Source organism: Eggerthella guodeyinii (genome assembly GCF_009834925.2).
Lineage (GTDB): Bacteria > Actinomycetota > Coriobacteriia > Coriobacteriales > Eggerthellaceae > Eggerthella > Eggerthella guodeyinii.
Window position 1 is genome coordinate 2,269,374 of record NZ_CP063310.1, and the last position, 23,493, is coordinate 2,292,866.

23 protein-coding genes and 1 tRNA gene are annotated in these 23,493 nt (G+C 66.4%); 2 read left to right on the forward strand and 22 right to left on the reverse strand.

The window, feature by feature from the left end:
- Positions 1–34: 34 nt before the first annotated feature.
- The 7 genes from dsrP to GS424_RS09560 form a co-directional block, all read right to left on the reverse strand.
- The gene (gene dsrP / locus GS424_RS09530; protein WP_160942418.1) at positions 35–1,237 is read right to left on the reverse strand and encodes a sulfate reduction electron transfer complex DsrMKJOP subunit DsrP; all 1,203 of its coding nucleotides are present in this window, start codon (positions 1,235–1,237) and stop codon (positions 35–37) included.
- On the reverse strand, positions 1,230–2,102 hold the full coding sequence (gene dsrO / locus GS424_RS09535) for a sulfate reduction electron transfer complex DsrMKJOP subunit DsrO (protein ID WP_244977510.1): 873 nt from the start codon (positions 2,100–2,102) through the stop codon (positions 1,230–1,232). The genes dsrP and dsrO overlap by 8 nt, the downstream gene beginning before the upstream one ends.
- Position 2,103: 1 nt before the next feature.
- Positions 2,104–2,505 carry a sulfate reduction electron transfer complex DsrMKJOP subunit DsrJ gene (gene dsrJ, locus GS424_RS09540; RefSeq protein WP_160942417.1) on the reverse strand — a complete coding sequence of 134 codons (402 nt, stop codon included), beginning with the start codon at positions 2,503–2,505 and terminating at the stop codon, positions 2,104–2,106.
- Positions 2,498–4,162 (reverse strand): sulfate reduction electron transfer complex DsrMKJOP subunit DsrK, encoded by a 1,665-nt coding sequence (gene dsrK, locus GS424_RS09545; RefSeq protein ID WP_160942416.1) that lies wholly within the window; start codon positions 4,160–4,162, stop codon positions 2,498–2,500. The genes dsrJ and dsrK overlap by 8 nt, the downstream gene beginning before the upstream one ends.
- A gap of 6 nt (positions 4,163–4,168) precedes the next feature.
- The gene (dsrM, locus tag GS424_RS09550) at positions 4,169–5,158 is read right to left on the reverse strand and encodes a sulfate reduction electron transfer complex DsrMKJOP subunit DsrM (RefSeq protein WP_160942415.1); all 990 of its coding nucleotides are present in this window, start codon (positions 5,156–5,158) and stop codon (positions 4,169–4,171) included.
- On the reverse strand, positions 5,155–5,658 hold the full coding sequence (locus tag GS424_RS09555; protein WP_160942414.1) for an RsbRD N-terminal domain-containing protein: 504 nt from the start codon (positions 5,656–5,658) through the stop codon (positions 5,155–5,157). Before GS424_RS09555 ends, dsrM begins: the two co-directional genes overlap by 4 nt.
- Before the next feature lie 102 nt (positions 5,659–5,760).
- Positions 5,761–5,982: a hypothetical protein gene (locus GS424_RS09560; RefSeq protein ID WP_154332060.1), complete on the reverse strand. Its 222-nt coding sequence runs from the start codon at positions 5,980–5,982 to the stop codon at positions 5,761–5,763.
- Between the two features lie 289 nt (positions 5,983–6,271).
- On the opposite strand from GS424_RS09560, the gene GS424_RS09565 reads away from it, so the two are divergent.
- On the forward strand, positions 6,272–6,898 hold the full coding sequence (locus tag GS424_RS09565) for a precorrin-2 dehydrogenase/sirohydrochlorin ferrochelatase family protein (protein WP_160942413.1): 627 nt from the start codon (positions 6,272–6,274) through the stop codon (positions 6,896–6,898).
- A 20-nt stretch (positions 6,899–6,918) separates the two neighbouring features.
- Here GS424_RS09565 and GS424_RS09570 read toward each other — a convergent pair whose 3' ends face one another.
- From GS424_RS09570 to GS424_RS09635, 14 genes are all read right to left on the reverse strand, one after another.
- Positions 6,919–7,794, reverse strand: a complete 876-nt coding sequence (locus GS424_RS09570) for a hypothetical protein (RefSeq protein WP_160942412.1) — start codon at positions 7,792–7,794, stop codon at positions 6,919–6,921.
- A 59-nt stretch (positions 7,795–7,853) separates the two neighbouring features.
- On the reverse strand, positions 7,854–8,327 hold the full coding sequence (locus GS424_RS09575) for a hypothetical protein (RefSeq protein WP_160942411.1): 474 nt from the start codon (positions 8,325–8,327) through the stop codon (positions 7,854–7,856).
- Between the two features lie 85 nt (positions 8,328–8,412).
- Positions 8,413–8,613, reverse strand: coding sequence for a hypothetical protein (locus GS424_RS09580; protein ID WP_154332064.1), 201 nt, complete (start codon positions 8,611–8,613; stop codon positions 8,413–8,415).
- Between the two features lie 177 nt (positions 8,614–8,790).
- A complete protein-coding gene (locus GS424_RS09585; protein ID WP_154332065.1) occupies positions 8,791–10,152 on the reverse strand; it encodes a YeiH family protein in 1,362 nt (453 codons plus the stop codon).
- A gap of 150 nt (positions 10,153–10,302) precedes the next feature.
- Positions 10,303–11,352, reverse strand: a complete 1,050-nt coding sequence (gene dsrB, locus GS424_RS09590) for a dissimilatory-type sulfite reductase subunit beta (protein ID WP_222617582.1) — start codon at positions 11,350–11,352, stop codon at positions 10,303–10,305.
- Between the two features lie 72 nt (positions 11,353–11,424).
- Positions 11,425–12,645 carry a dissimilatory-type sulfite reductase subunit alpha gene (dsrA, locus tag GS424_RS09595; RefSeq protein ID WP_154332066.1) on the reverse strand — a complete coding sequence of 407 codons (1,221 nt, stop codon included), beginning with the start codon at positions 12,643–12,645 and terminating at the stop codon, positions 11,425–11,427.
- 40 nt (positions 12,646–12,685) lie between these two features.
- Positions 12,686–12,874: a 4Fe-4S binding protein gene (locus GS424_RS09600; RefSeq protein WP_114546733.1), complete on the reverse strand. Its 189-nt coding sequence runs from the start codon at positions 12,872–12,874 to the stop codon at positions 12,686–12,688.
- Between the two features lie 335 nt (positions 12,875–13,209).
- On the reverse strand, positions 13,210–14,514 hold the full coding sequence (gene hemL / locus GS424_RS09605; RefSeq protein ID WP_244977511.1) for a glutamate-1-semialdehyde 2,1-aminomutase: 1,305 nt from the start codon (positions 14,512–14,514) through the stop codon (positions 13,210–13,212).
- 12 nt (positions 14,515–14,526) lie between these two features.
- Positions 14,527–15,504 (reverse strand): porphobilinogen synthase, encoded by a 978-nt coding sequence (gene hemB / locus GS424_RS09610; RefSeq protein ID WP_160942409.1) that lies wholly within the window; start codon positions 15,502–15,504, stop codon positions 14,527–14,529.
- Positions 15,501–17,057, reverse strand: a complete 1,557-nt coding sequence (gene cobA / locus GS424_RS09615; RefSeq protein ID WP_160942408.1) for a uroporphyrinogen-III C-methyltransferase — start codon at positions 17,055–17,057, stop codon at positions 15,501–15,503. Before cobA ends, hemB begins: the two co-directional genes overlap by 4 nt.
- A gap of 17 nt (positions 17,058–17,074) precedes the next feature.
- The gene (hemC, locus tag GS424_RS09620; RefSeq protein ID WP_160942407.1) at positions 17,075–18,007 is read right to left on the reverse strand and encodes a hydroxymethylbilane synthase; all 933 of its coding nucleotides are present in this window, start codon (positions 18,005–18,007) and stop codon (positions 17,075–17,077) included.
- Positions 18,004–19,323: a glutamyl-tRNA reductase gene (gene hemA, locus GS424_RS09625; RefSeq protein WP_160942406.1), complete on the reverse strand. Its 1,320-nt coding sequence runs from the start codon at positions 19,321–19,323 to the stop codon at positions 18,004–18,006. The genes hemC and hemA overlap by 4 nt, the downstream gene beginning before the upstream one ends.
- A 67-nt stretch (positions 19,324–19,390) precedes the next feature.
- On the reverse strand, positions 19,391–21,007 hold the full coding sequence (locus GS424_RS09630) for a (Fe-S)-binding protein (RefSeq protein ID WP_218958850.1): 1,617 nt from the start codon (positions 21,005–21,007) through the stop codon (positions 19,391–19,393).
- Between the two features lie 4 nt (positions 21,008–21,011).
- On the reverse strand, positions 21,012–21,875 hold the full coding sequence (locus GS424_RS09635) for a respiratory nitrate reductase subunit gamma (protein ID WP_160942405.1): 864 nt from the start codon (positions 21,873–21,875) through the stop codon (positions 21,012–21,014).
- Positions 21,876–22,329: 454 nt separating this feature from the next.
- On the opposite strand from GS424_RS09635, the gene GS424_RS09640 reads away from it, so the two are divergent.
- Complete coding sequence (locus tag GS424_RS09640) at positions 22,330–23,262, forward strand: LysR family transcriptional regulator (protein ID WP_160942404.1); 933 nt, start codon at positions 22,330–22,332, stop codon at positions 23,260–23,262.
- A gap of 96 nt (positions 23,263–23,358) precedes the next feature.
- Here GS424_RS09640 and GS424_RS09645 read toward each other — a convergent pair.
- A tRNA-Sec gene (locus GS424_RS09645) sits at positions 23,359–23,455 on the reverse strand.
- Positions 23,456–23,493 lie beyond the last annotated feature (38 nt).

Below are 23,493 nucleotides of genomic sequence, written 5' to 3' on the forward strand. Positions count from 1 at the left end.
TGGGTAGTCGCTGCGGCGCAGCAGACCTAGCCACTCACTCCGCAGGCGTCGCCGCGGTCTCCCCGTCCTCGCCGTGCGCCGGCGCCAGGGCGTGCTCGTGCACGTCGACAGCCACCTTGTACAGCACCGTGAGCACCAAAAACCCGATGCCGTACACGCCCACGATGACGAGGATCTCGTTGAGCTTGGGGATGTAGTCCACCACCTGCTCGAACGAGTTGGGCACGAAGCCGGCCAGGACGAGGCCGAGGCCCTTGTCGATCCAACACGCGAAGAACACGGCCAAAAGCGCCACGACAAGCGTCTTGTGGTTGCGCCGCAGCTTGGGCACGAGCAGCAGGAACAGGCCCAGGAACGCCAGCACCACCGCCGTCCACATGAACGGCACGAGCTGTCCCGAGCCGTCCAGCCCGAAGAACAGGTACTCGAGCGAGGCCATGTGCGAGGGGATGTTGCTGTAGAACGCCGTGAAGATCTCCAGCACGAAGAAGAACACGTTGGCGATCATGGCGTAGCACACGATCTTCGCGAGCGTGTCGATGGCCTTGTCGGACGCCTTGAACGTCGTGAACCTGCGCATGATGAAGCAGATGACGATGAGCAGCGCCGGGCCGGCGGCGAAGGCCGACGCCAGGAAGCGCGCCGCCATGATGGCCGTGAGCCAGTACGCACGCCCGGGCAGGCCGGCGATCAAAAACGCCGTGACCGTGTGGATGCTGATGGCCAGCGGAATGGCGATGAAGCTCAGGATGCGCGTCCACTTCGGCGGCTTGACGCCCTTGCGCTCGGCGCCGAGCACCGTCCAGCCGATGAGGATGTTCACCAGCAGGTACGCCGACAGCACGCACATGTCCCAGAACAGCATGGAATGGGGCGAGGGGTACAGCAGCACGTTGAGCACGCGCGTGGGATACCCCAGGTCGACGAGCACGAACAGCACGGCCATGAGCACGGCCGCCACGGCCATGAACTCGCCGAAGATGATGATCTTGCCGAACTCCTTGAAGTTGTGCAGGTACAGCGGGATGGCCACCATGACGCCCGAGGCCGCCACGCCCACGAGGAACACGAACTGGGAGATGTACAGGCCCCAGCTCACGTCGCGGCTCATGCCGGTAAGGCCCAGGCCGTAGTTGAACTGGTTCACGTAGGCGGCCACGCCCACGCCGATGCAGACCAAGAGCAGGGCAACCCACGCCCAGTAGAGCCTGGATCCGTGCAACGCCTTCTCAAGCATGCGCCTCGCCTCCGTTCACGATGTAGTAGACGCTCGGGCCCGTGCCCAGCTCCACGCGCCGGCGGATGGTGAAGTGCTCGGCCAGCGCCTTGCGCGCGGCAGACTCCGGATCGGTCAGGTCGCCGAAGACGATGGCGCCCTCCGACAGCTCGGCGCACAAAGGCTCCAGCCCTTGGTCGATGCGCTCGGAGCACAGCATGCACTTCTCCACGACGCCCTTCGAGCGCGTGGGATAGTCGGGGTTCGGCTCGTCGATATAGGGCCGCGGATCGAAGAAGTTCAGGCTGCGGGCGCCGTAGGGGCAGCCCGCCATGCAGAACCGGCAGCCGATGCAGCGATGGTAGTCCATGACCACGACGCCGTCGGCGCGCTTGAACGTGGCCTCAGTGGGGCACAGGCGCACGCACGGCGGCTCCTCGCAGTGGTTGCACAGCAGCGGAAAGCCCAGCTGCACCACGCGCTCGCTGGCGTACTCGCTGTCGATCTCGGAGAACGAGTGCTCGAAATCGTCCTCCCATATCCACTTGATCTCGGTTTTCGGGTCGCCCGTGTCGGGCACGTTGTGGGCGTGGTGGCACGCCTGCACGATGCGGTCCATGACGCCGGAGGCGTTGAGCTTCTCCACGTCGATGACGAAGCCCCACTGCCGCGCCTCCATGGCTTGGCGCACGGTCTCGCCCTCGGCCCCCGCCGCCCCCGCAGAGCTGCAGCCGGACAGGGGCGCCACGGCGGCCGCGGCTGCCAGCGCGCCGGCCTTCAAAAACGTACGTCTCTCCATAGACCGGTCCCGGCTCCTCTCGCGGTCCTCGCCTCCCGCCAGCGCATGGTCGCGCGCGTCGTCGTGCGCGCGTGCGTTCGCGGCCATGTCAGTTCCCCTGCCCTGCGTCGGCCAGGTCGTGGCAGTCCCAGCAGTACAGCTCCACCGACGAGTACTCGTGGCAGCTGTCGCAGAACTCCTCGCGGTTCGTGTGGCACTCCAGGCACGTGTCGTCCAGGCTGATCTCGTACACCTGGCCGCCGGCGCCCCGGTACTCCGTGGCGCCGTCGCGCACGACGTCGTTGCGCCACTCGTCGAGCAGCTGCATGTGGGAGCTGCGCATGTACTCCGTCGACTCCACGCAGCGCTTCTCGGACAGCGCGTCGATGGCCGGCGTGTCCGTGCTCGGCGTGGGGGCCGCCGTGGCGTTGCCCAGGTTCACGATGAGCGGCACGGCCATGAGCAGGACGAACAGCCCCGCGAACAGGATGATCCTTCCACCCTTATACATGGCTCCCCCCTTCGTCGGCGCTCGGTTCGCCTGCGCCCGGCGCGGGCTCGGCGTCCTTCGTGCGGTTCGGGAGCTCCTCCAGGCGCAGGTCGAGCGTGCGCTCTATCTCGTTGTCCAGCACGAGCGCGTTGCCCACCAGCTCGTGGACGCCCATGACGCGCGTGCCCGACACCCAGTAGTCCATGAGCGAGGGGAACGACGCGCGGTCGAGCGCGCAGATGTTGGCCAGCGTGTTCACGCCGTAGCGCTCCTTCACCGAGCGCACCGCGTCGGCGCGCGGGTAGCCGCCGCGCAGGCGCAGCTCCATGTTCTCGCCCGCGTTCAGGCCGGCGCCGCTGCCGCAGCACAGCGTCTTCTCGCGGATGGTCTCGTCGGGCATCTCGTGGAAGTTGTTGCACACCTTGCTGAGGATGAAGCGCGGCTCCTCCAGCAGCCCCATGGCGCGCGAGGTGTTGCACGAGTCGTGGTACGTCACCACGAGATGGTCGTTGCGGCTCGGGTCGAGCTTCACCTTGTCGTGGTACAGAAGGTCGGCCGTGAACTCGGTGATGTGCACCATCTTCGTGGACGCGGCGTTCTGGAACACCGTGCCCGTGACGGGCGACACCGGCTGCTCCAGGAAGTCGGCCGGACCGTTCCACGTGTCCATGTACTGGTTCACGAGGCGCCACATATGGCCGCACTCGCCGCCCAGTATCCACTTCACGCCCAAACGCTCGGCCTCGGCGTACATCTTCGCGTTCAGGCGCTTCGCCATCTCGTTCGACGTGAAGAAGCCGAAGTTGCCGCCCTCGGAGGCGTACGTGCTCAGCGTGTAGTCCAGTCCCAGCTGCTCGAACAGCAGGATATAGCCCATGAACGTGAACGTGCCGGGCTCGGCGTACAGATCGCCCGAGGGCACGACGAACAGGATCTCGGCACCCTTGCGGTTGAACGAGGGCTCGATGTGCTTGCCCGTGATGGTTTCGAGGTCCTCCATGAGGAACTCCACGTTGCCCATGATGGTCTGGGGCTCGAGGCCCACGTGGTTGCCCTTCATGTAGCAGTTCGACACGGGGCCGGCGATCCACTCGGTGTTGAGGCCGACGAGGTTCAAAAGCTCGCGGCCCATGATGGTGATCTCGGCCTGGTCGATGCCGTAGGGGCAGAACGCCGAGCAGCGGCGGCACTCCGTGCACTGGTAGAAGTAGTACCACCACTCCTTGAGCACGTCCTCGGTGAGGTCGCGCGCGCCGGCCAGGCGGCCGAACAGCTTGCCCGACGTGGTGAAGTAGCGGCGGTACACCGAGCGCAGAAGCTCGGCGCGCAGCACCGGCATGTTCTTCGGATCGCCCGAGCCCAGGTAGAAGTGGCACTTGTCGGCGCAGGCGCCGCAGCGCACGCACACGTCCATGAACAGCCGGAACGAGCGGTACTTCTTCACGCGGTCGGCCATGCCGTCGAGGATGATCTCCTTCCAGTTCTCGGGAAGGTTCCAATCCTCGTCGGACGACGACCACTCGTGCGCGTTCGGCATGCCCACGACGTTGAGCGTCTTCGGCTTCGCGCCGTGGCAGTACATGCCCTCCTTGAACTCCGCGGGCGTGTCCATCCACGGCTTCTCGGACACGCCGAGGTCGAAGTCGAGCAGGTCTTCTTTGTTCGGTAGTTTCGCCATGTCGTGTTACTCCGCATCCAGGGGCAGGCCGACTTTTTTCATCTTTTCCCCGAACTCAGCCTCGTACTCGGCGTACGTGTGCACGTCAACCGGGTAGTTCCAGGGGTTCACGTGGCGCTTCGCGCGGTTGTTGTTCGCCAGGTTGCGCGTGGGGCTCAGCACGATGCCGCCCGCATGCATGAGCTTGCTCCAAGGGAAGTACACCAGAAGCGCGCTCACCAAGAACAGGTGCACGAACAGGATGGGGGCGATGCCCTCGGGTGCCACCGGGTGCAGCGTGACCAGGCCCATGGCGAGCTCCTTCACGTCCACGACGTCGATGCGGAACCCGTAGCGCATCACGATGCCCGAAACCGCCACGCCCAGCAGCAGGAACAGCGGCAGGAAATCGGCCGGCAGCGAGACGAAGCGCACCTGCGGGACGACCACGCGGCGCACGAACAGGAACGTGAGCGCGCCGACGACGAGCACGTCGGTGATGTAGAGCAGCGGCAGCCCCACCTGCAGGATGCTGTCGAGCCCCTCGATGCCCGTGACGAACGCGGGCACGGGATCCAGGAACAGGCGCAGGTGGCGGAGCACGATGACGAGCATGGACCAGTGGAACACGAGCGCGCCGAACCACAGCCACTTCGCCGAGCCGAACGCCAGCTTGCCGTCCGCCTTCTCGGTCTTGGCGTTGCGGAACAGCGAGCGGAAGCACAGCACCTCGAGCAGCATGCGGCCCACCACCCCGCCGAACGACGAGGGGTTCTCCAGCTTGTTCTGCTTGATCCACGGCAACGACTTCTGCTGGCCGCACGTCGTGGGAATGCGGAACGGCACCGCGGAGGTGCCCCATTTGACGAGCCTGATGACGAACCCCACGACGAACAGGGTGAACGCCGCGTACGGGATGACGATCCCGAACAGGGCGTACCAATGCAGGTACGCGGTGCCTATCCAGGCGAAGGCCGCCAACGCGGCGACGACGAGCAGCGGAATCCCTAGTTTCATGCCAGCTCTTCCCCATTCCTCCGGATGCCTTCAAGCTGTCTGCGCAGCATCTTCTCGCCGCGCTGCACCTCGTCGACGCGCAGCTGCGCGATGCGGTTGCGGCAGGCGACGTAGCAGTCGAACGCGTGCAGCGAAAGCGCGTCGATGCGCGCGTCGAGCGCACGCAGGTCCTCCTCGTCCGCCGCCTTGCCCGCGGCGGAGCGTATGACGGGCTTCAGGTCGAACAGGAACGCGAGCGCCGCGGATGGGGGCTCGTCCCGCACGGCCTCGACGCGGCAGAGCTCTTCCACCGCGGCGGGCATCCCGTCGCCCTCGTCCGACAGAAGCCAGACCAGCACGTCGTCCATGCCCCGGGCTGCGTGGTAGCCGGCAGGATCGGCGAACCGGCCCTTCCGGTGCGAGGACGCGAATCCCACATCCCGCGAGGGCCCGACGGCTTTGCGCCACGCCTCCAGGATGGAGTCCTTCCCCTCGATAAGCTCTTCGGATAGAGCGGTCATTGCATTCCCCATGCCTCTCGTGTGTCCTGCGGCCTGCAGCGCGTGCCCCCTGTGCGCCCGCACCCTCCCGACGCGGGCGCACCCCGAAGCGCGAACGCGCGCCTATTCGGGCGGGGCGACTTTGCCCTTGAGGGCGACGAACGTCGTGGTGATGTAGAGGTACTCCACCTTGTCCTCGAACGCGAGCTCCTTCACCGCGAGGTCGACGGCCGATTTCGGCTCGCCGATAGCGGCGGCGATCTCCTTGCTCTTGGCCTTCTCCACCGTGTCGAGATAATCGAGAACCTTTTGCTTGACCTGAGGATCTGCCGGACCTTTTTCCATGACGAACGTCCTCCTTCGACCCGTCGAACGGGCCTGTCAGCGATACACGAATCCCATGCATCTCATTTAATCACGGGGTTCGCCACGTGTAAAATACTATGAATTCATCACCCCATTACAAAAGACAATGACAGGGTGTTTTACCTGTTCACGTGCCGTTTTTCTGCCTGTATGGCACCGCGGCGGGCAAATTGCCGCGCCCTCGTTTTCCCACCGGTGCTACAATCGTGCCCAAGCCGGTTTCCGGCGTTCGTCCGCAATCCGTTCAAGCGAAGATGCGAGGGCTCCCATGGCGAGAACCTACCCTGTTTCCCTGGTCCTGAAAGACAAGCGCGCCGTGGTGGTGGGCGGCGGCCCGGTGGCCGCGCGCAAGGTGCAGGGCCTCTTGGAGTGCGAGGCGCTCGTGGACGTGGTGGCGCCCGAGGCGACGCCCGATCTGCAGAAGCTCGTCGACGGCGAGCGCTGCACATGGCGCGTGCGGCCCTACGAAACCTCCGACCTCGACGAGGCCGACATCGTGTTCGCGGCAACCGACGACGAGGGCGTCAACCGGCGCGTGTACGACGATGCCACGGCCGCGCGCCTCATGGTGAACGTGGCCGACCGTCCCGAGGTGTGCACGTTCTTCCTGCCGTCGGTGCTGCGCCGCGGCAAGCTGTCCGTCTCCGTGTCCACCGAGGGCGCGAGCCCCCTGTCGGCCCGCCGCATCCGCGAGGGCTTGGAGGAGCGGTTCGGTGAGGCGTACGCGCCGTACCTCGAGCTCATGGCCTCGTGGCGCCCCCGGGTGAGCGACGCCCTGCCACCCGAGCGCCACTTCGCGTTCTGGGAGCAGGCTTCCGACGGGCGCGTCTTGGCCGCCCTGGAGGCCGGCGACGCGGCCGGAGCCGAGGCGATCCTGGAATCCCTCCTCAAGTGAGGAGGGGCCCGCTCGCCTGATCAGGCGAGCGCCGCCGCATCCGCCGCTGCGCGGGCGAGCTTCTTCTGGGCCTCCTTGTCGAGCCGCGTTTTCGCTTCCGCGGCGCACCAGGTGGTACCGCCGTTCTCCGCCGCGTAGGCGAGGCGCGCGCGGCGCTCGGCAGGGTCGGCCAGACACTCCGCCGCCTTCAGCGAGAACAGCACGGCATGCGCGGGAAGCGCCTTGGGCCCGTCGGCCACCTGGAGGTAGTCGGCCGCCGCCTTGGACGGCTTTCCGTTGAGCTCCTTGGCCAGCAGGTCGCGCAGGGCGACGTGCTCGGCGATGTGCGCGGGCGCGTCCTTCGACAGCCCCTCGCCGGAAAGCTCCTTCAACGCCTTGACCTCGGCCGTCAGGCCCTTGAGGTCGCGCTTGTCGAACGCGCAGTACGCCATGAGGTTGTGGTAGAGGAACCTGCTCTGAGGATCGTCGTCGTCCTCGAGGGTCCGCATGAGCTTGGCCGCCTCGTTCCACCTCCCCTGCCACCGCAGGGCGTAGGCGTTGCTGAACAGGCCGCTACGCGGGTCGGCGTTCTTCTTGTCCTTCTCGAGCAGGGCGAGCGTCCGGCGGCCGCACAGCACCGGATCGCAGTCGCGGTCGATGAGGCGCGTGAGGCCCTTGTTGACCGTGCCGCGCATGAGCACCCCGAAGAACACCGCGACGATCATGAGCGGCAGCAGGATGAGGGTGCTCATGGCGAACCAGGGAGTGCCCGACATGCCCATGGCCATCATGAAGAACGCGAAGGCGGCAACCCCGGCGACGCGCACCTTGATCGTGTAGCTGCGGTGCACCCATGCGCGGGACTCCTCGTCGGCCTCGTCGCCCAGGACGTCGACGATACGCTCGTAAGCTCTCATAGTGCTTCCTCTCCCCAACAAACCGGCGCGATCCCGCACGGCGTGCGGGACGGCGCATCTCAATACGTGCCGCAGAGGGCGTCGATGCCCACGCGATACTCGTCGCCCAACAGCGGATTCGCGGCGGCCACCAGCGCAAAGGCGGCGCGCAAGCTCTCATGGAACAGCGGCTCGTCGCGCGCGGCGTAAAACACGTAGGAAAAGTAGCCGTCGAAGCGCGGGGTCGCCCCCGCGATGACGGCGCCGGCCACCTCGGGGGCCGACCAGGAGTTGTTGCCTCCTTCGTCGTTCATCTCCCAGAGGCTGCGGCGGATGATCTCCAAGAAGAACGAGGGCATGGCCGCACACCGCTCGCGCGCGAGCGTCTCGAAGCATGCGACGGCGCGATCGTGACCGGCATCGTCGGGCGCGAAGGTGAGCCGCGCGAGGAACCTCCGCACCCGGCTCGGATCCTCGTCGAACGCCCTCAGAAGCGCGCCTGCGTCCCCCGCTTCGGCGATGGCGCGCACGCCCGCTTTGGTGATACTGCCCACGACGATCCTTCCTCCGCGTTGAAACGGCCGCAGGCAGCCTCGCTCGCACGAGACCGCCTGCGTTTCCGACCATGCGCCTACGGGACTAGATCATGCCCCATTTGCGCGTGTACTCGCTGTAGAGCGCGTAGTCGTTCTCGCTGATACCCGCTTCTTCGAGCTTGGGAAGGATGTCCTCGTAGATCATGGTTTCCGTTTCCATCCACACGCCGTCCTTCTTGACGGTGATCTCCCAGTCGTCATGAATGCTCAGCAAGAACTCCATGACCGCTGCGCTATGCACCATGCATCGCTCGGTGTACGCCGCGAGCTCTCGAATCGCATCCGGGGTCGCCTCGATCTTCTTGACGGACTTCCAAGGCGATTTTCCCCTTCGGCGCCACTCCCCCGCTTCGAAGAACGGAAGGAAGAAGCAGGCGCTTTGGATGCAGGTATGCTTGACTACGGTTGGCTCTTCCATTGCTTACCCAAGTCCGACGGTCGTCCAGTAGTTGTTCAGGATCATCGTGGAGAAGAGGAAGCCAAGCAGTACGTTAACCACGACGCCGCAGGTGAAGGCCGCGAAGGGCTTCCAGCCGGTAGCGGCGAGGGCCTTGAAGCGCGTGGTCAGGCCGATGCAGAGGAAGCACAGGATGAACGCCCAGCCGCGCAGGCCCTTGATCGGGCTGAGAACCTGCTTGTCCATGGTGGCCGCGATGTCGGGAGCAACGGACAGCGTCACGACGGTGATGAGGATGGAGGCGATGAAGAAGCCTAGGACGAACTTCGGGAAGCGCTCCCAGATGACGCCCGCGGACGGCTTCTGGCGCGTGCCGTCGGCGCTGTCGCTCTTCTCCCACATGGTGACGGAGATGATGGCCAGGATGAAGGCCCACACGCCGACGAAGATATCGCGGCCGACGACCTTCATGAGGGTGAACGTGGTGATGGCGCCGTCGCCGAACTGGGCGGCTGCGGCCATGCCGGCGGCATCCGCGAACTCGGACGTGCCGATCCACGCGCCGGAGGCGCCGTCGGACAGGCCGAGGGCACGGCAGACGATGGGAAGCAGGAACACCATGATGGTGGCCCAGATGACGACCATGGAGATCGAGACGGACACGTGCTCCTTCTTGGCGTTCACGGCGCTGCCGATGGCGATGGAGGCCGACACGCCGCAGATGGAACCGCCGGTGGCGAGGGTGGCCGCGAACGGCTTCTCAAGCTTGAACAGGCGGGTGGCGCAGAAGTAGATCACCAGGAAGGTGGACACGGCGATGATCGTGGCCTGCAAGAGGGCGACCGGGCCGGACTGGAGGATCAGCGTGAAGGGAAGCGTGGCGCCCATGAGGACGATGCCGGTCTTCACGTAGAACTCGGTGCGCATGCCGGCTTCGAACCAATCCGGGATCTTGACGAAGTTGCCGAGGATGATGCCCACGATCAGGGCCATGACCGGCGCCTCGAGGCTGAACTGCTTGGCGAGGTCCCACGCGGAGAGGATCTGGACCAAGATGGCCATCACGTACAGCAGCGTGAAGCCCGCGAAGAACTTCGGGACGTTCTTGCCCATGATGCCCATGACAATCGAGAAGATGATGGCCAGCACGACGTACAGGATGATCGCGTTCGGGAAGATGCCGGTCACGCACGGCAGCAGGCCCGCGAAGTCGCTGTAGCCGGCGAACTTCACGTTGAGCACGCTCAGGATATCGGACTGCCCGGCTGCCCAGAGGATCAGGCAGACGACGACGAGGCCCAGACCGATCCAAACGGCCCACCAATCTTCCTTCAGGTAGAGGCTCTTGAGGCCCCCGCCGTTGGTCTTGGTATTGTTTGTTGACATAAATATCCCCTTTTCTCTGTTCGAACAGCCGCACGGCTGCTCGTCCCTCGTGTATTCGATCAGCGATAGGTGATGCCATCAGCCATCGTTGATCAATCCGCGCCGACGGGTTCCGTCAGTCCCGCCGACGCGGATTGAGAGCCTGAAACGCTAGAACTTGAACGCCGACGACGTCCTGAAGGTCTCGCGCGAGAAGATGTAGTCGTCGATGAGCTTGTCGGAGAACGGGATTCCCGAAATGGAGAAGAACCGCTCCCATCCGATGCGCTCGATCCACTCGCCCAAACGCTCCCCCTGGTGCGCGTTCTCGACCCACACCTCCACGATGTGGCGCACCGCCTCGACCGTCTCGGGCCAGCGCGGCGGGTTGTTCGGCAGGAACGGGATGACCATGCGCGAGAAGCTGGGATCCGTGCGGGCCGTGGAAACCTTGCCGCCCACCATGATGGCCAAACCGTCGTTCTCGGCATCCATGATGTGCATGCCGGGCGACATGGTGTAGCAGTTGCCGCAGTACATGCAGCGTTCCTCCACCACGCTCACGCTCTTGTTCTTCGGATCGGGGCGGATGGCCGCCGTCGGGCAGCAGGCCACGAGGCTCGGGATCTCGGTGTTCTTGCGGATGGCCTCGTGATCCATGCGCGGGACGGTGCGGTGGATGCCGACGATGGAGATGTCGCTGCAGTGGGCCGCGCCGCACATGTTGAGGCAGCACGCCATGGCGATGTGCAGCTTGTTGGGCAGGACCTGCGTGCCGAAGTACTCGAACAGGTCGTCCATGATGGCCTTCACGATGCCGGACGCGTCGCTTGCGGGCGTATGGCAATGCACCCAGCCCTGCGTGTGCACGATGTTGCTGAGCGAGTTGCCGGTGCCGCCCACCGGGTAGCCCATCTCCTCGCAGCGCTCGATGATGGGCAGGACCTTGCTCTCGTCAGGCGTGAGGAACTCGATGTTGTTGCGGCTCGTGAAACGCAGGTGCCCGTCGCAGAACTCGTCGGCGATGTCGCAGACGTCGCGGATGGAGTCGACGCTCATGAGGCGCGGCTCGCCCACGCGCACGCTGTACAGCGCGCCTGCGGGCCCGACGTGCTTCAACACGCCCGGTCGCGGATGCTCGTGGTAGAGCCATTTGCCGTAGTTCTCTTTGATGATGGTGGGAAGGTACTCGTGAAAATCCGGAGGGCCGTTGTCGATCATTGCCACTTCAATCACCTCGTCTATCTGAATTGGATGCCGTAGCGAAGCCTCTCTGAGAGAAAGGCCGTACGTCTAGTTGTCGCCCTCCGCCTGACCGGCCGCTTCCTTGAAGATCTCCTCCTGGGGCCAGAACACGTAGGGGTTCGCGCGCGGGCGGTACACCATCTGGGGCACCGCTTCCATGCCCACCTCGCGCAGGAACTTGCCCATGCCGATGCGGTACACGGTCTCGCCGATGCGCTCGCGGGTCTTGCCGTTCTCGTCCCACCAGTCCCAGATGCGGTTCACCAGGTCCTTGAACTCGGTGTAGGGGGCCTCCATCTTCATGAAGGGCACGAGCACCCACGACATGAAGGCGGATTTCACGATGGTGGACTTGGCGCCCAGGAGAATGGTCGCGCCCTTCTCCTCGCCCTGCTTGATGGCCTTGCACATGACGTTGACGCAGTGCATGCAGCGCGTGCACTCCGCGCCGTTCACCGCGAGCTCGCCCGTGCCCTGGTCGTAGGTCAGGCAGCGGGTGGGGCACTTCTCCACCACGGCCTCGCGGATGTCGAGCCCGTCGGCGGCGTACTGCTTCACCGCCTCCTGGTCGATGACGATGGTGTCGCGCCAGGTGCCGATGACCGAGATGTCGGCGCGGGCGGCGGCGGCCACGCAGTCGTTCGCGCATCCGGACATCTTGATCTTGGACTTGTACGGCCACATCGGACGATGCAGCTCGTCCTGGAACTCGTTGGTGATGTCGTAGCACATGTCCAAGGTGTCGTAGCAGGCGTACTCGCACCGGCCGGGGCCGCAGCAGCAGCTCGGGGAGCGCAGGTCGGAACCGGAGCCTCCCAGGTCGAACCCGTTCTCGGCCAGCTCGTTGAACGTGGGTTGCAGCTCTTCGGTCTTCATGCCCAGCAAAATGAGGTCGCCCGTGGAGCCGTGCATGTTCGTGATGCCCGAACCGTGGCGCTCCCAGATGTCGCAGACGGTGCGCAGGGCGTCGGTGGTGTAGAACCAGCCGCTCGGCGCGTTGACGCGCATCGTGTGGAACTCAGCGACGTTCGGGAACTCCTCGGGCAGGTCGGTGTAGCGCCCGACGACGCCGCCGCCGTACCCCTTGACGCCCACGATGCCGCCGTGCTTCCAGTGGCCCACCTTGTCCTCGTAGGACCGCTCGAGCACGCCGAGCAGGTCGGCGCTCATCGCGCTCTTGTCGGCCGCCTTCTTTATCTCCGTGACGAAACTCGGCCACGGCCCGGTTTCCAGCTCGTCCAACTGGGGGGTCTTGCTGTTTTCATCCATGATCGCTCCTCCTGTGGTTCCTACCGGGAACCTGTTGGCGCTACAATTCCGTGACGGTGAACGCCCCGGCGGGACATACCATGACGCAGGCTTCGCATCCCATGCAGTCGCATGAATCTCCCTTGATCAAAGCGTGCGTGCCATCGAATCCGAGAATCTGAGCCGGGCAACCTTCGGCGCACGAATCGCATCCGGTGCACTTCTCCTCGTCCAACACCACCATGTACATGTCGTTCCACCCTCCTTTCCTTCCCTCACCTCGTCTTGTCCTTCAAAAGCCGATGATCAGCTGCTTTTGATTTAATCACCCCCTATTTGGCCTGTAAAATACATTGAATTCATGGCGTGATCACCATTGGCTATCGCCCGTCGTTTCGCTTGGTCAAACGCCCGTCGCGGCTTCGCCGCAGATTCCTGGTATAAAAGATTCCGATAGCTGGAACGTTTGCCATGCATCATCATGTTCCCTGATCAAATGCGGAATTTTCCGACTTCTGACAGCGCTTCGCCCGCCTCTCCCCTGCGGGATGGGCGGGCGAAGCGAAGAAGGCTGGCGCCGATGTTCTACATCCGAGCCAAGGCCGCCTCGATGCGCTCGAGGGTGTCGGCGATATGCGCGTCGGTGTGCGCGGCCGACACGAACAGCGCCTCGAACTGGCTCGGGGCGATGTACACCCCCGAGGCACGCAGGAAGCGGTAGAAGCACGCGTACAGCTCGGTGTTGGAGGACAGGGCGCTGCGGTAGTCGTAGACCTCGTCTTCGGTGAAGAACACCGAGAACATGGCCCCGGCCCGGTTGACGCGCAGGGGCACGCCGCGCGCGATGCCGAGCCGCTCGATGCCGCGCGCGAGCTCCTCGGTCCTCGCGACGATGCCCTCGTGCACGCCCGGCTCCCGCAGAAGCTCCACCGTGGCGAGGCCCGCGGCCACGGCCACCGGGTTGCCGGCGAGCGTGCCCGCCTGGTACACCGGCCCGAGCGGGGCCAGCTGCTCCAGGTAGCGGCGCTTGCCGCCGAACGCGGCGAGGGGCATGCCCCCGCCGATGATCTTGCCGAGGCAGGTGAGGTCGGGGTCGACGCCGCAGAGGGCCTGCACCCCGCCGAACGACACGCGGAAGCCCGTCATGACCTCGTCGAAGACGAGCAAGCTGCCGTACGCTTCGGTGATCTCCCGCAGCCCGGGCAGAAAGCCGTCCTGCGGCGGCACGACGCCCATGTTGCCCGCCACCGGCTCCACGATGACGGCGGCGATCTCCTCGCCGCGCTCGGCGAACAGCGCGCGGACGCTGTCGAGGTCGTTGTAGCGCGCCACGAGCGTGGAAGCCGTGCAGCCGGCCGGCACGCCGGCCGAGCTCGGCACGCCCATGGTGAGCGCGCCGCTGCCGGCCTTGACGAGCAGGGCGTCGGCGTGGCCGTGGTAGCAGCCCTCGAACTTCACGATGCAGTCGCGGCCGGTGACGCCGCGCGCGAGGCGGATGGCGCTCATCGTCGCCTCCGTGCCCGAGCTCACCAGGCGCACCATCTCCATGGAGGGAAACGCGTCCCGGACGACGCGGGCGAGCCTCGTCTCGCCCGGAGTGGGCGCCCCGAAGCTCAGGCCGTCGCGGGCCGCCGCGCACACGGCCTCCACGACGGCGGGATGCGCGTGGCCCATGATGAGCGGGCCCCACGAGCCCACGTAGTCGAGGTAGCGGTTGCCGTCGACGTCCCACAGGAACGCGCCCTCTCCGCGCGCGATGAACGCCGGTTCGGCGCCCACGGCGAGCGCGGCCCGCACGGGCGAGTTCACGCCGCCGGGGATGGCTTCGGCGGCCTGGCGGAAGGCCTCCTCGCTCGCCCGCATCGTGCGGGCGTTCTCCGTTTCCTGCATGGGCCCTCCTTCCTAGGCGCGCTCGGCGAGCCAGCGCGCCGCATCGAGCGCATGGTAGGTGATGATGATGTCGGCGCCGGCGCGCTTCATACCGCAGAGCGACTCCAGCACCACCTTGCGCTCGTCGAGCCAGCCGTTCGCGGCGGCGGCCTTCACCATGGCGTACTCGCCGCTCACGTTGTAGGCCACGACGGGCAGATGCGTCTCCCGCTTCGTGCGCCAGACGATGTCGCCGAACGCAAGCGCCGGCTTCACGATGATCATGTCGGCGCCCTGCTCCACGTCCAGCAGGGCCTCGCGGACGGCTTCGTCGCCGTTCGCGGGATCCATCTGGTAGCCCTTGCGGTCGCCGAAGCCCGGCGTGGAGCCGGCCGCTTCGCGAAACGGGCCGTAGTAGCCCGACGCGAACTTCGCGGCGTACGACATGATGGCCGTGCGTTCCAGCCCCGCGGCGTCGAGCGCCTGCCTGATAGCGGCCACGCGCCCGTCCATCATGTCGGACGGCGCCACGATGTGGGCGCCGGCGCGCGCGTGCGATACGGCCGTTTGCGCGAGCAGCTCCACGGTCTCGTCGTTCAGCACGTAGCCGTCCTCCACGAGACCGCAGTGGCCGTGGTCGGTGTACTCGCACAGGCACACGTCGGTGATCACCACGAGCTGCGGGTACTGCTCCCTGATGGCGCGCACGGCCCGCTGCACGATGCCGTCGTCCGCGTACGCCTCGGAGCCCACGGCGTCCTTGCGCTCGGGGATGCCGAACAGGATGACGGCGGGAATGCCGAGGCCGACCACGTCGTCGAGCACGGCGGGAAGCCGGTCGAGCGAGTAGCGGCACACGCCGGGCATGGAGCCGACCGGGTCCGCGATGCGGGCGCCGTGGCAGACGAACAGCGGGTAGACGAAGTCGGCGGCGCGCAGCTCGTGCTCGCGCACCATGGCGCGGACGGCTTCGTTCTGGCGCAGGCGCCGCGGGCGTTGGGGAAGGTTCACGATGGCTCTCCTAGGGATCCGAGGACCGCGCCCACGAGCCCTCCGACGGTGGACGAGCCGGCTTCGGCGCGCACGGCGAGCCCCAGCCCCTCCATCGTGGCGGTGGTGAGCGGTCCGATTGAAAACAGCGATACCCCCGCCAGCAGCGACGCGTCGCCGTCGAGCAGGGCGACGGTGTTGCGCGCGGCCGACGAGCTGGCGAACGTGAGCGCGTCCAGGCTGCCGGCGCGCAGGGCGGCCAGAAGGTCGTCCTTGCCGTCCTCGCGCAGCACGGTGCGGTACGCGGGCACGTCCACGAGCTCGGCGCCCGCCGCGCGCACGGCGTCGGCCACGACGGTCCGGGCATCCTCGGCCCTGACGAGCAGCACGCGCTCGCTCGGGCCGAGGCGCCCACTGAGGAGGTCCGCGACTCCCTCTGCGCAGAAGGAGTCGGGCGTGATCGCGCTGCGCACGCCGCGCGTCGCGAGCGCCTTGGCCGTGGCGGGGCCTACGGCGATGACGGCGGCGCCCGCGAGGACGGCTGCAGCGGAAGATGCGGAAGGGGCGGCGTCGGCCGGCGCGGGACAGGCCGCCTCGCAGGCGCGGAAGAAGGTCTTGACGCCGTTCGCGCTGGTGAACACGGCGAAGTCGTACGTCTCGCGCGAAGCTGCGGCCGCGGCGAGCGGCGCCGGGTCGGCGGGCGGCGCCAGGCGGCTCACCGGGAACTCCGCCACGGCGGCGCCGAGCGCTTCCAGCTCGGTGCGCAGCTCGGAGGCCTGATGGCGGGCGCGGGTGATGCCCACCGTCTTGCCTGCGAGCGGGCGGGGGTCGAACCACGCCAGCTCGTCGTGCAGGGCCGCAACCTGACCCACGACGATGACGGCGGGGTTCGCCAGGCCGCGCTCGGCCGCCTCGGCCGCGATGGTGTCCAAGCACCCGACGGCGACGCGCTGAGCGGGCCAGGTGCCGCGCTCGACGACGGCCGCCGGCGTCTCGCCGGGCATGCCGTACGCCATGAGGCTCTCGGCGATGACGGGCAGGTTCTTCATGCCCATGAGGAACACGAGGGTGCCCCTCAGGTGCGCCACCTGCTCCCAGTCCACGGACGAGGCCAGCTTCGAGGGGTCCTCGTGGCCGGTGATCACCGTGAACGACGAGGCCATCCCGCGGTGCGTCACGGGAATGCCCGCATACGCCGGCGCGGCGATGCAGGACGTGACGCCCGGCACCACGGCGAACGGGATGCCGTGGGATCGCAGCTCCTCGGCCTCCTCGCCGCCGCGGCCGAACACGAACGGGTCGCCGCCTTTGAGGCGCACGAGCGTGCGCCCCGGCGCGGCCTTCTCCACGAGCAGCGCGTTGATCTCGTGCTGCGCGAGGGTGTGGCGGTCGGGCGACTTGCCCACGTACACGAGCTCGCACGTCGCGGGCGCTTGCGCGACGACGTCCGGCGACACGAGCCGGTCGTACACGAGCACGTCGGCGCGCTGCACCAGCTCCAAAGCCCGCACGGTCATGAGGCCCGGGTCGCCCGGGCCCGCTCCTACGAGGTACGCCTGCGCGTTCTGCTCCATAAGGTGTCGCCGCCTCTCTAGTGGTCCGTCGGCGCGCCGCATGTGGCGCGCAGGATGGCATCCGCCCCTGCATCGAGGGCGCGGCGCGCGGCGCGCTCGCCCACCTGCCCGGGATCGTCGCCCGTTTCCGTCACGTGCACGAGCTCGGTGCCATCAAGGCTGATGACGCTGCCCGCAAGGCGTATCGCGCCGTCCTCCACCGTGGCGAAGGACGCGATGGGCGTCTGGCAGCCGCCGCCGAGCAGCGCGAGGAAGCAGCGCTCGGCGCGCGCCGCGAGCTCGGTGGGCCGGTGGTTGACGGCGGCAAGCGCCTCCCGCACGTCCGCGCGCTCGGTGAGGCTCTCCACCGCGACGACCCCCTGCCCGGGCGCCGAGAGCACCGTCAGCGGGTCGAAGAACTGCGTGATGCGCTCCTGCCATCCCAGGCGGACGACGCCGGCGGCGGCCAGCACGATGCCGTCCATGTCGTCGGCCTCCTGCAGCTTGCGCCAGCGCGTGCCCAGGTTGCCGCGTATCTCCACGCACTCCACGTCGGGGCGCAGGCGGCGCAGCTGCGCCGTGCGGCGCAGAGAGGAGGTGCCCACGCGCGCCTGCGCGGGCAGCTCGTCGAACGTGCGGCCGTCCTTGCCCAGAAACGCGTCGCGCGCGTCGCCGCGCTCGCAGTACGCGCCGATGCCCAGGCCCTCGGGCAGCACGGTGGGCAGGTCCTTCAAGCTGTGCACGGCGATGTCGATCTCCCCGCCGTACAGCCGCTCCTCGATCTCGGCCGTGAAGAAGCCCTTGCCGGCGACCGACGACAGCGGCACCTCGAGGCGCTTGTCCCCCTCGGTGTCCATGGTGACCAGCTCGACCTCCATGCCGGGGTGGGCCTCCTCCAGCAAGCGCTGCACGAAGCGGGCCTGCCACAGGGCCAGGTCGCTCTTGCGCGTGCCGATGCGAAAGCTCCTCATCGCGCGCACCCCCGCTCCGCCGCGTCGCCCGCCGTGCGCGCCACCTCGAGCGCGAACAGCTCCTGGAGCATGCGCGCGTACTCCCTGCTCTTCGCGGAGCCGGCCTGCGCGTTGAGGGACTCGACGGGCTCGTGGACGAACTCGTCGGTGATGGTGGTGGCCAGCACGCGCACCTGCTTCTTCTGCGAGGGGGTGAGCCCCGAGAGCCGCTCGAGAGCCACGTCCAGCCGCGCGCGCTTGATCTCCTCGGCGTGCCGGCGGAAGGCGGCGATGACGGGCACGAGCTCGAGCGACTGCACCCACCGCCGGAAGTCCGCCACCTCCTCCTCGATGAACCGCCGCACGCTCTTCTCGGCCGTCACCCGCTTCAAGCGGTTCGCGTCGGCCTCGTCGCGCAGCTCGTTGATGTTGTAGATGCTCACGCCGGGAACGCTCGCGGCCGCCGGGTCCACGTCGCGCGGCACCGCCATGTCCACGAACAGCAGCGGGCGGTCGGGGCGCGCCTCCATGGTGCGCTGCACGAGGGCCCGATCGATCATGTACGTCTTCGACGAGGTCGCCGAGAACACGACGTCCGCCTTCTCGAGGCAGGACGCGAGGCCCTCCAGACGGTGCGCTTCGAACCCGTAGCGGTCGGCCAGCGTGCGCGCCTTGTCGAGCGAGCGGTTCGACACCATGACCACCGAGGCCTCGTGGGCCACGAGGTACTTCATGGTGAGCTCGCTCATCTCGCCGGCGCCCAGGATGAGCACGCGCTTGTCCTTCACCTCGCCGAGCTCGCGCGCGGCCAGCTCCACCGCGATGCGCCCCACCGACATCGAGTAGCGCCCGATGCACGTTTCGTGGCGCACCTTCTTTCCCAGATGGAGCGCCCGCTGGAACCACACGTTGACGAACTTGTCCGTGGTGCCCGCCTTGCAGGCGGCGTCGTAGGCGCGCGACACCTGCCCGAGGATCTCGGCCTCGCCCACGATGAGCGAGTCCAGCCCGGTCACCACTTCGAACAGATGGCGCACGGCCATGTCGCCCGAGTAGGCGTACATGTGCTCGCGCAGCAGCGTGCGCTCGTGCTCGGTGATGGTTTGGCCCTGCGAGGTGAAATAGCCCCACACCTCCTCGGCCCCGCGCTCGGGGTCGTCGGCCGTCACGTAGAACTCCAACCGGTTGCACGTGCTGAGCACGACGGCCGCGCTCAGGCGCGCCGCCGACTTCAAGTCGCGCGCGCACGAAGCGTTGAGCGAATGGTGGATGCTCAGCTTCTCCAGCAGCTCGATCGGAGCGCTCTTGATGTTCAATCCCACAACCACGCTGTCCATGGACTACCCCTCGTCTGACGCTCCCGCCGGTCCCCTTGCGCCCGTTCGCCGTTCGCGGGCGGGCGCCTTACGCTTCCTCCAAGAACTCCAGGTACGGCTTGTCCATGCTGGCAAGGCCGTTCACCATGAGCTCCACGAGGCCGCCGTACTGCACGTTGTACGTCGCCGTGCCCTTGTAGGCCTTCAGCAGCTCGCGGATGGTGCCCTTGCAGTTCGAGCAGGGGGCGCACACGTACTTCACGATGTCCGGGTTCTCGAACTCGTCGGGGAACGCGTTCACGATCTGGGCCCACTTCGTGCGGGCGCTCACCTTGTCGCGGAAGTCGCCGAAGTTGTACGAGCTCATGATGGCGAACCCGCTGCCGCCTCCGCAGCAGTAGTTGTCCACGCCGTGCGGCGTCATCTCGCGGAATCCCGGCGCGATGGCCTTCAAGATGTCGCGCTGCGGCTTCACGATGCCCATCTGGCGCACGACGTTGCAGGGGTCGTGCAGGGTGACCGGGAAATCGTTCTTGGACGGATCGAACTTGAGCTTGCCCGTCTTCACGAGATCCGCCATGAGGGGCAGGAAGCTCTCCACCGGCACGCGCTCCTCCTCCGAGGCCATGCGGTCGGCGCTGATGGCGATGGCCTTGTGGGCGTGCCCGCACTCGCCCACCACGATGCGCCGGACGCCCAGCTTCTTCGCGGCCTCGAACTGCCCGAGCGCCACCTTCTTGGCCTGGAAGTCGTCGTACCAGATGCCGTAGTTCACGCTGTCGTAGCCCAGCAGGTCCGAGCTGAGGGTCCAGTCGATGCCCGCCTCGTCGAGCAGGATGGCGAAGGCCGCCGGGTTCTCCGGCCACGCGATGAACTCGCCGGCGTTGTGCATGAGCAGCACGTCGGCGCCCTTCTTGTCGATGGGGAACTTGATCTTGCGGCCCGTGCGCTCTTCGATGTCCTCCTCGATGAACTCGATGGTGTCGATGAGCGCCGGCTTCGTGAGGCCCGTCGTCGAGCCCGTCTTGAGCTGCAGCTGGGTGCCTTTCGCGTGCACCGGCGTGGGGGCGATGCCCATCTCCTGGCTGAACAGCTTGCGGATCTCCTTGGCTGCCAGGCCGTTGTCCAGCCCGAGGGGGCACGTCTGCGCGCAGCGGCGGCACAGGTTGCACCGGTAGGCGAGCTCGCCCAGACGCGCGATGCTCTCCCAGGTGACGTCCACGTCGGCGCCCACGAACCCGGGCATGAGCTTGCCGCCGGGCGTGAAGTGCTTCTTGTACATGCGGCGCAGCACGTCCACGCGGAAGCTCGGGCGGTAGATCTCGTCGCCGTTGCTGCCCTGGAACACGTGGCACGCTTCGGAGCACGTGTTGCACTTGGCGCAGTACTCCATCGTCAGCATGAGCGGCTGCAGCGAGCGCTTGTTGCTGTCCGCGAATAGCTTCTCGAGCCCGTTCAGGAACGAGAGGACGAACGCCTCCTCTTCCTCCTGCGTTTCGGGGCGCTTGAGCGTGTCGAGGGCGACGAAGCCGTCGAGCGAGGCGCAGTGCTCCTCGGCCCATGCGGGCTTCGGCTCCTTGAAAGGCGGCTCGAGGCCGTTTCGGTCGTACGGCGCGGGAAGCGGCGCGAGGTCGTCGAGCGGAGACAGGACGGGCGCGTCGTTCGCCATGTCGCGCGGGCGCAGCTGCTTGGTGTTCTGGGTCATGGCGCTATCCCTCCAACGTATCGGACGAGCTGGGACGGGTGTGCGGGGCCGACCAGGCGGCGGGCGCGGGGCCGCCGGCCTCGCGCTCGGCCATCGCGGCAACCTTGCTGCCCGCGACGTTGGGATCGTTGTCCCACAGCACCTTGTGGAAGGCGAAGAACTTGCCCACGTAATGGCTCATCTTGCTGAGCGGGATGTACAGGAGCATGATGCCGAGCAGCACGAGGTGCGCGACCACGACGGGCGGCAGGGGCGCCGCGTCGAACGCGAACACGCTGCGCGCCACGTCGAAGGGCGAGGCGAACAGCGTCCACGCCACGATGCCGGTGACGAGCGTGGCCAGGATGAGCAGGATGTTGAAGTACTCCTGAGGCGGCGTGTACGCGCGCAGGCTCTCGTCGACGGCGCGGCGCACGAGCAGCAGCACGGCGCCGATCGTGGACAGCGCGAAGCCCACCGCGCCCACGACGGCCGTTCCCACCACGAGGAACTCGGGGTTCCAGAACACGGTGAGGAGCAGCAGCAGGCTCCAGCCGAACATCACGTAGATGCCCAGGTGGAACGCGTACGACGCCCACCACAGGCTGCGCTGGTGCTTGAACAGCTTGCTGATGAGCAGCATCTCCTGCATGATGTCGACGACTTCGTAGACGGGATCGAGGCGGCGGGGCTTCTCCCACCAGTCCTCTTCCTCGAAATAGGAGCCGCCGTACTTGCCGCGGCCATCGCCCTCCTTGGGCACCGGGTAGAGCTCGACCCGCGAATGAACGGGCAAGTGGGCGTACTTCCACGCCTTGACGGCGGTGAGAACGACGAACCCCGCCAATCCGATGATGACAAAGACGAATCCCAGCAAAGCAGCATTCATCGTACCACCCCTCCCCAACCTCGTCTTGGCCGCGCATGGGCCTAGATACAAACTAAGGGACGCGGGTTCGAGTGTAAAATACCTATTTTGGATGGGGCGATGAACAAATCCTATGGCATGGTTTTTGTGCACGAACAGGCGTGCTCAACGGGATAAACGCGATGTTTTCGATCACCGCATGATAGAAATTCTTTATATCGCGATTGTAAATGCATATTTTACAGAATAATCTTAGTAGAGTACTTTAGTATACAGCTGAACAAGGTGGAAAGCGATCATCGCCGCTTCGGATAATTGCTTTTCACGTTCGTTCGTTAAGGCGTAGGGGGCCGTCGTGCGGGGAAAGCCTTTAGTTCGGCACGGTCCGGATGCGCACATGCGATATGCGGCATAGGAAGTTTTCCGATGTTTTGCTCATATCGTCCTGCCGGAACACAGGAGGAGGTGAGCCGTCTTGAGTTCTTTGGGGCAATTCGTCGTGTTCAAAGAGGTAGCCGATACCGGCAACGTCACTCAGGCAGCCAAACACCTGCATATCAGCCAACCGAGCGTAAGCATCCAAATCCAGAATCTCGAGCAGGAGTACAACGTCACGCTCCTCGAGCGCACCAACCGCGGCGTGCTGCTCACCGAGTGCGGCGAGATCTTCTACCAGTACATCAGCCAGGTGATTCAGGCCATGCGCGAAGCGCAGGAGGTCATGCTCGAGCACGAGGCGAAGCAGCACCGCAACGTGCACGTGGGGGCCACGCTCACCATCGGGGAGTACGTGGTGCCCTTCATAGCCGACGCGATGTATCACGAGCATCCCCAGATCAACCTCAACGTGAAGGTGGCGAACACCGCCAACATGGCCGAGGAGGTGCTCGACAAGCAGCTGCACCTCGCCCTCATCGAAGGGCCCGTGCCCACGAACCCCGACCTCATCATCGAGAACTTCTGGCACGACGAGCTGGTCATCGTCGTGGGCATCGACCATCCCTGGAGCAAGCTTCTGAGCGTGTCGCTCAACGAGCTCAAAGACGAGCGCTTCATCATCCGCGAGCAAGGTTCGGGCACGCGCAAGGTGATGGAGAACGCGCTGCAGGAAGGCGGGGTTGACGCCTCGGAGCTCAACATCACCATGGAGCTGAACAGCACGCGCGCCATCAAGCAGAGCGTGATGTCGGGCCTTGGCGTCACCATCATCTCGGCGCTCACCGTGCAGCGCGAATGCCGGCAAAAGCAGCTGTCCATGCTTCGGCTGGAAGGCTGCCAGCTGCAGCGCCCGCTCAACATCCTCACGCACAAGCGGGGCTTCCTCACCTCGGACGAGCAGACGTTCCTCTCCTTGATCCGCAACCGCAACCGGCTCAAGGAGATCCTGCCGCCCCCGCTGCTGCCGTAGCGCGGCTCCGGCGCCGAGGCGGCGTCCCGGACGCTTCGGACGCGGGCCCCTCGCTCGAGAACGAAAAAAAGCGCCCCGCGGGGCGCTTTGCTTTTCTGGCGGAGATGTGTGCGAATCGAACACACCCGAGACGTTCTGCACGCCTCACAGCGGCTTTGAAGGCCGTGGGGCCCACCAGGACCCATCCATCTCCAATAAGAAGGTGCCGAAGGCACCATCGATATAGTACCG

Coding starts and splice junctions, on each gene's coding strand:
- dsrP (WP_160942418.1), bottom strand. CDS start 1,237: ATGCTTGAGAAGGCGTTGCACGGATCCAGGCTCTACTGGGCGTGGGTT.
- dsrO (WP_244977510.1), bottom strand. CDS start 2,102: ATGGCCGCGAACGCACGCGCGCACGACGACGCGCGCGACCATGCGCTG.
- dsrJ (WP_160942417.1), bottom strand. CDS start 2,505: ATGTATAAGGGTGGAAGGATCATCCTGTTCGCGGGGCTGTTCGTCCTG.
- dsrK (WP_160942416.1), bottom strand. CDS start 4,162: ATGGCGAAACTACCGAACAAAGAAGACCTGCTCGACTTCGACCTCGGC.
- dsrM (WP_160942415.1), bottom strand. CDS start 5,158: ATGAAACTAGGGATTCCGCTGCTCGTCGTCGCCGCGTTGGCGGCCTTC.
- GS424_RS09555 (WP_160942414.1), bottom strand. CDS start 5,658: ATGACCGCTCTATCCGAAGAGCTTATCGAGGGGAAGGACTCCATCCTG.
- GS424_RS09560 (WP_154332060.1), bottom strand. CDS start 5,982: ATGGAAAAAGGTCCGGCAGATCCTCAGGTCAAGCAAAAGGTTCTCGAT.
- GS424_RS09565 (WP_160942413.1), top strand. CDS start 6,272: ATGGCGAGAACCTACCCTGTTTCCCTGGTCCTGAAAGACAAGCGCGCC.
- GS424_RS09570 (WP_160942412.1), bottom strand. CDS start 7,794: ATGAGAGCTTACGAGCGTATCGTCGACGTCCTGGGCGACGAGGCCGAC.
- GS424_RS09580 (WP_154332064.1), bottom strand. CDS start 8,613: ATGGTGCATAGCGCAGCGGTCATGGAGTTCTTGCTGAGCATTCATGAC.
- GS424_RS09585 (WP_154332065.1), bottom strand. CDS start 10,152: ATGTCAACAAACAATACCAAGACCAACGGCGGGGGCCTCAAGAGCCTC.
- dsrB (WP_222617582.1), bottom strand. CDS start 11,352: ATGATCGACAACGGCCCTCCGGATTTTCACGAGTACCTTCCCACCATC.
- dsrA (WP_154332066.1), bottom strand. CDS start 12,645: ATGGATGAAAACAGCAAGACCCCCCAGTTGGACGAGCTGGAAACCGGG.
- GS424_RS09600 (WP_114546733.1), bottom strand. CDS start 12,874: ATGTACATGGTGGTGTTGGACGAGGAGAAGTGCACCGGATGCGATTCG.
- hemL (WP_244977511.1), bottom strand. CDS start 14,514: ATGCAGGAAACGGAGAACGCCCGCACGATGCGGGCGAGCGAGGAGGCC.
- cobA (WP_160942408.1), bottom strand. CDS start 17,057: ATGGAGCAGAACGCGCAGGCGTACCTCGTAGGAGCGGGCCCGGGCGAC.
- hemC (WP_160942407.1), bottom strand. CDS start 18,007: ATGAGGAGCTTTCGCATCGGCACGCGCAAGAGCGACCTGGCCCTGTGG.
- hemA (WP_160942406.1), bottom strand. CDS start 19,323: ATGGACAGCGTGGTTGTGGGATTGAACATCAAGAGCGCTCCGATCGAG.
- GS424_RS09630 (WP_218958850.1), bottom strand. CDS start 21,007: ATGACCCAGAACACCAAGCAGCTGCGCCCGCGCGACATGGCGAACGAC.
- GS424_RS09635 (WP_160942405.1), bottom strand. CDS start 21,875: ATGAATGCTGCTTTGCTGGGATTCGTCTTTGTCATCATCGGATTGGCG.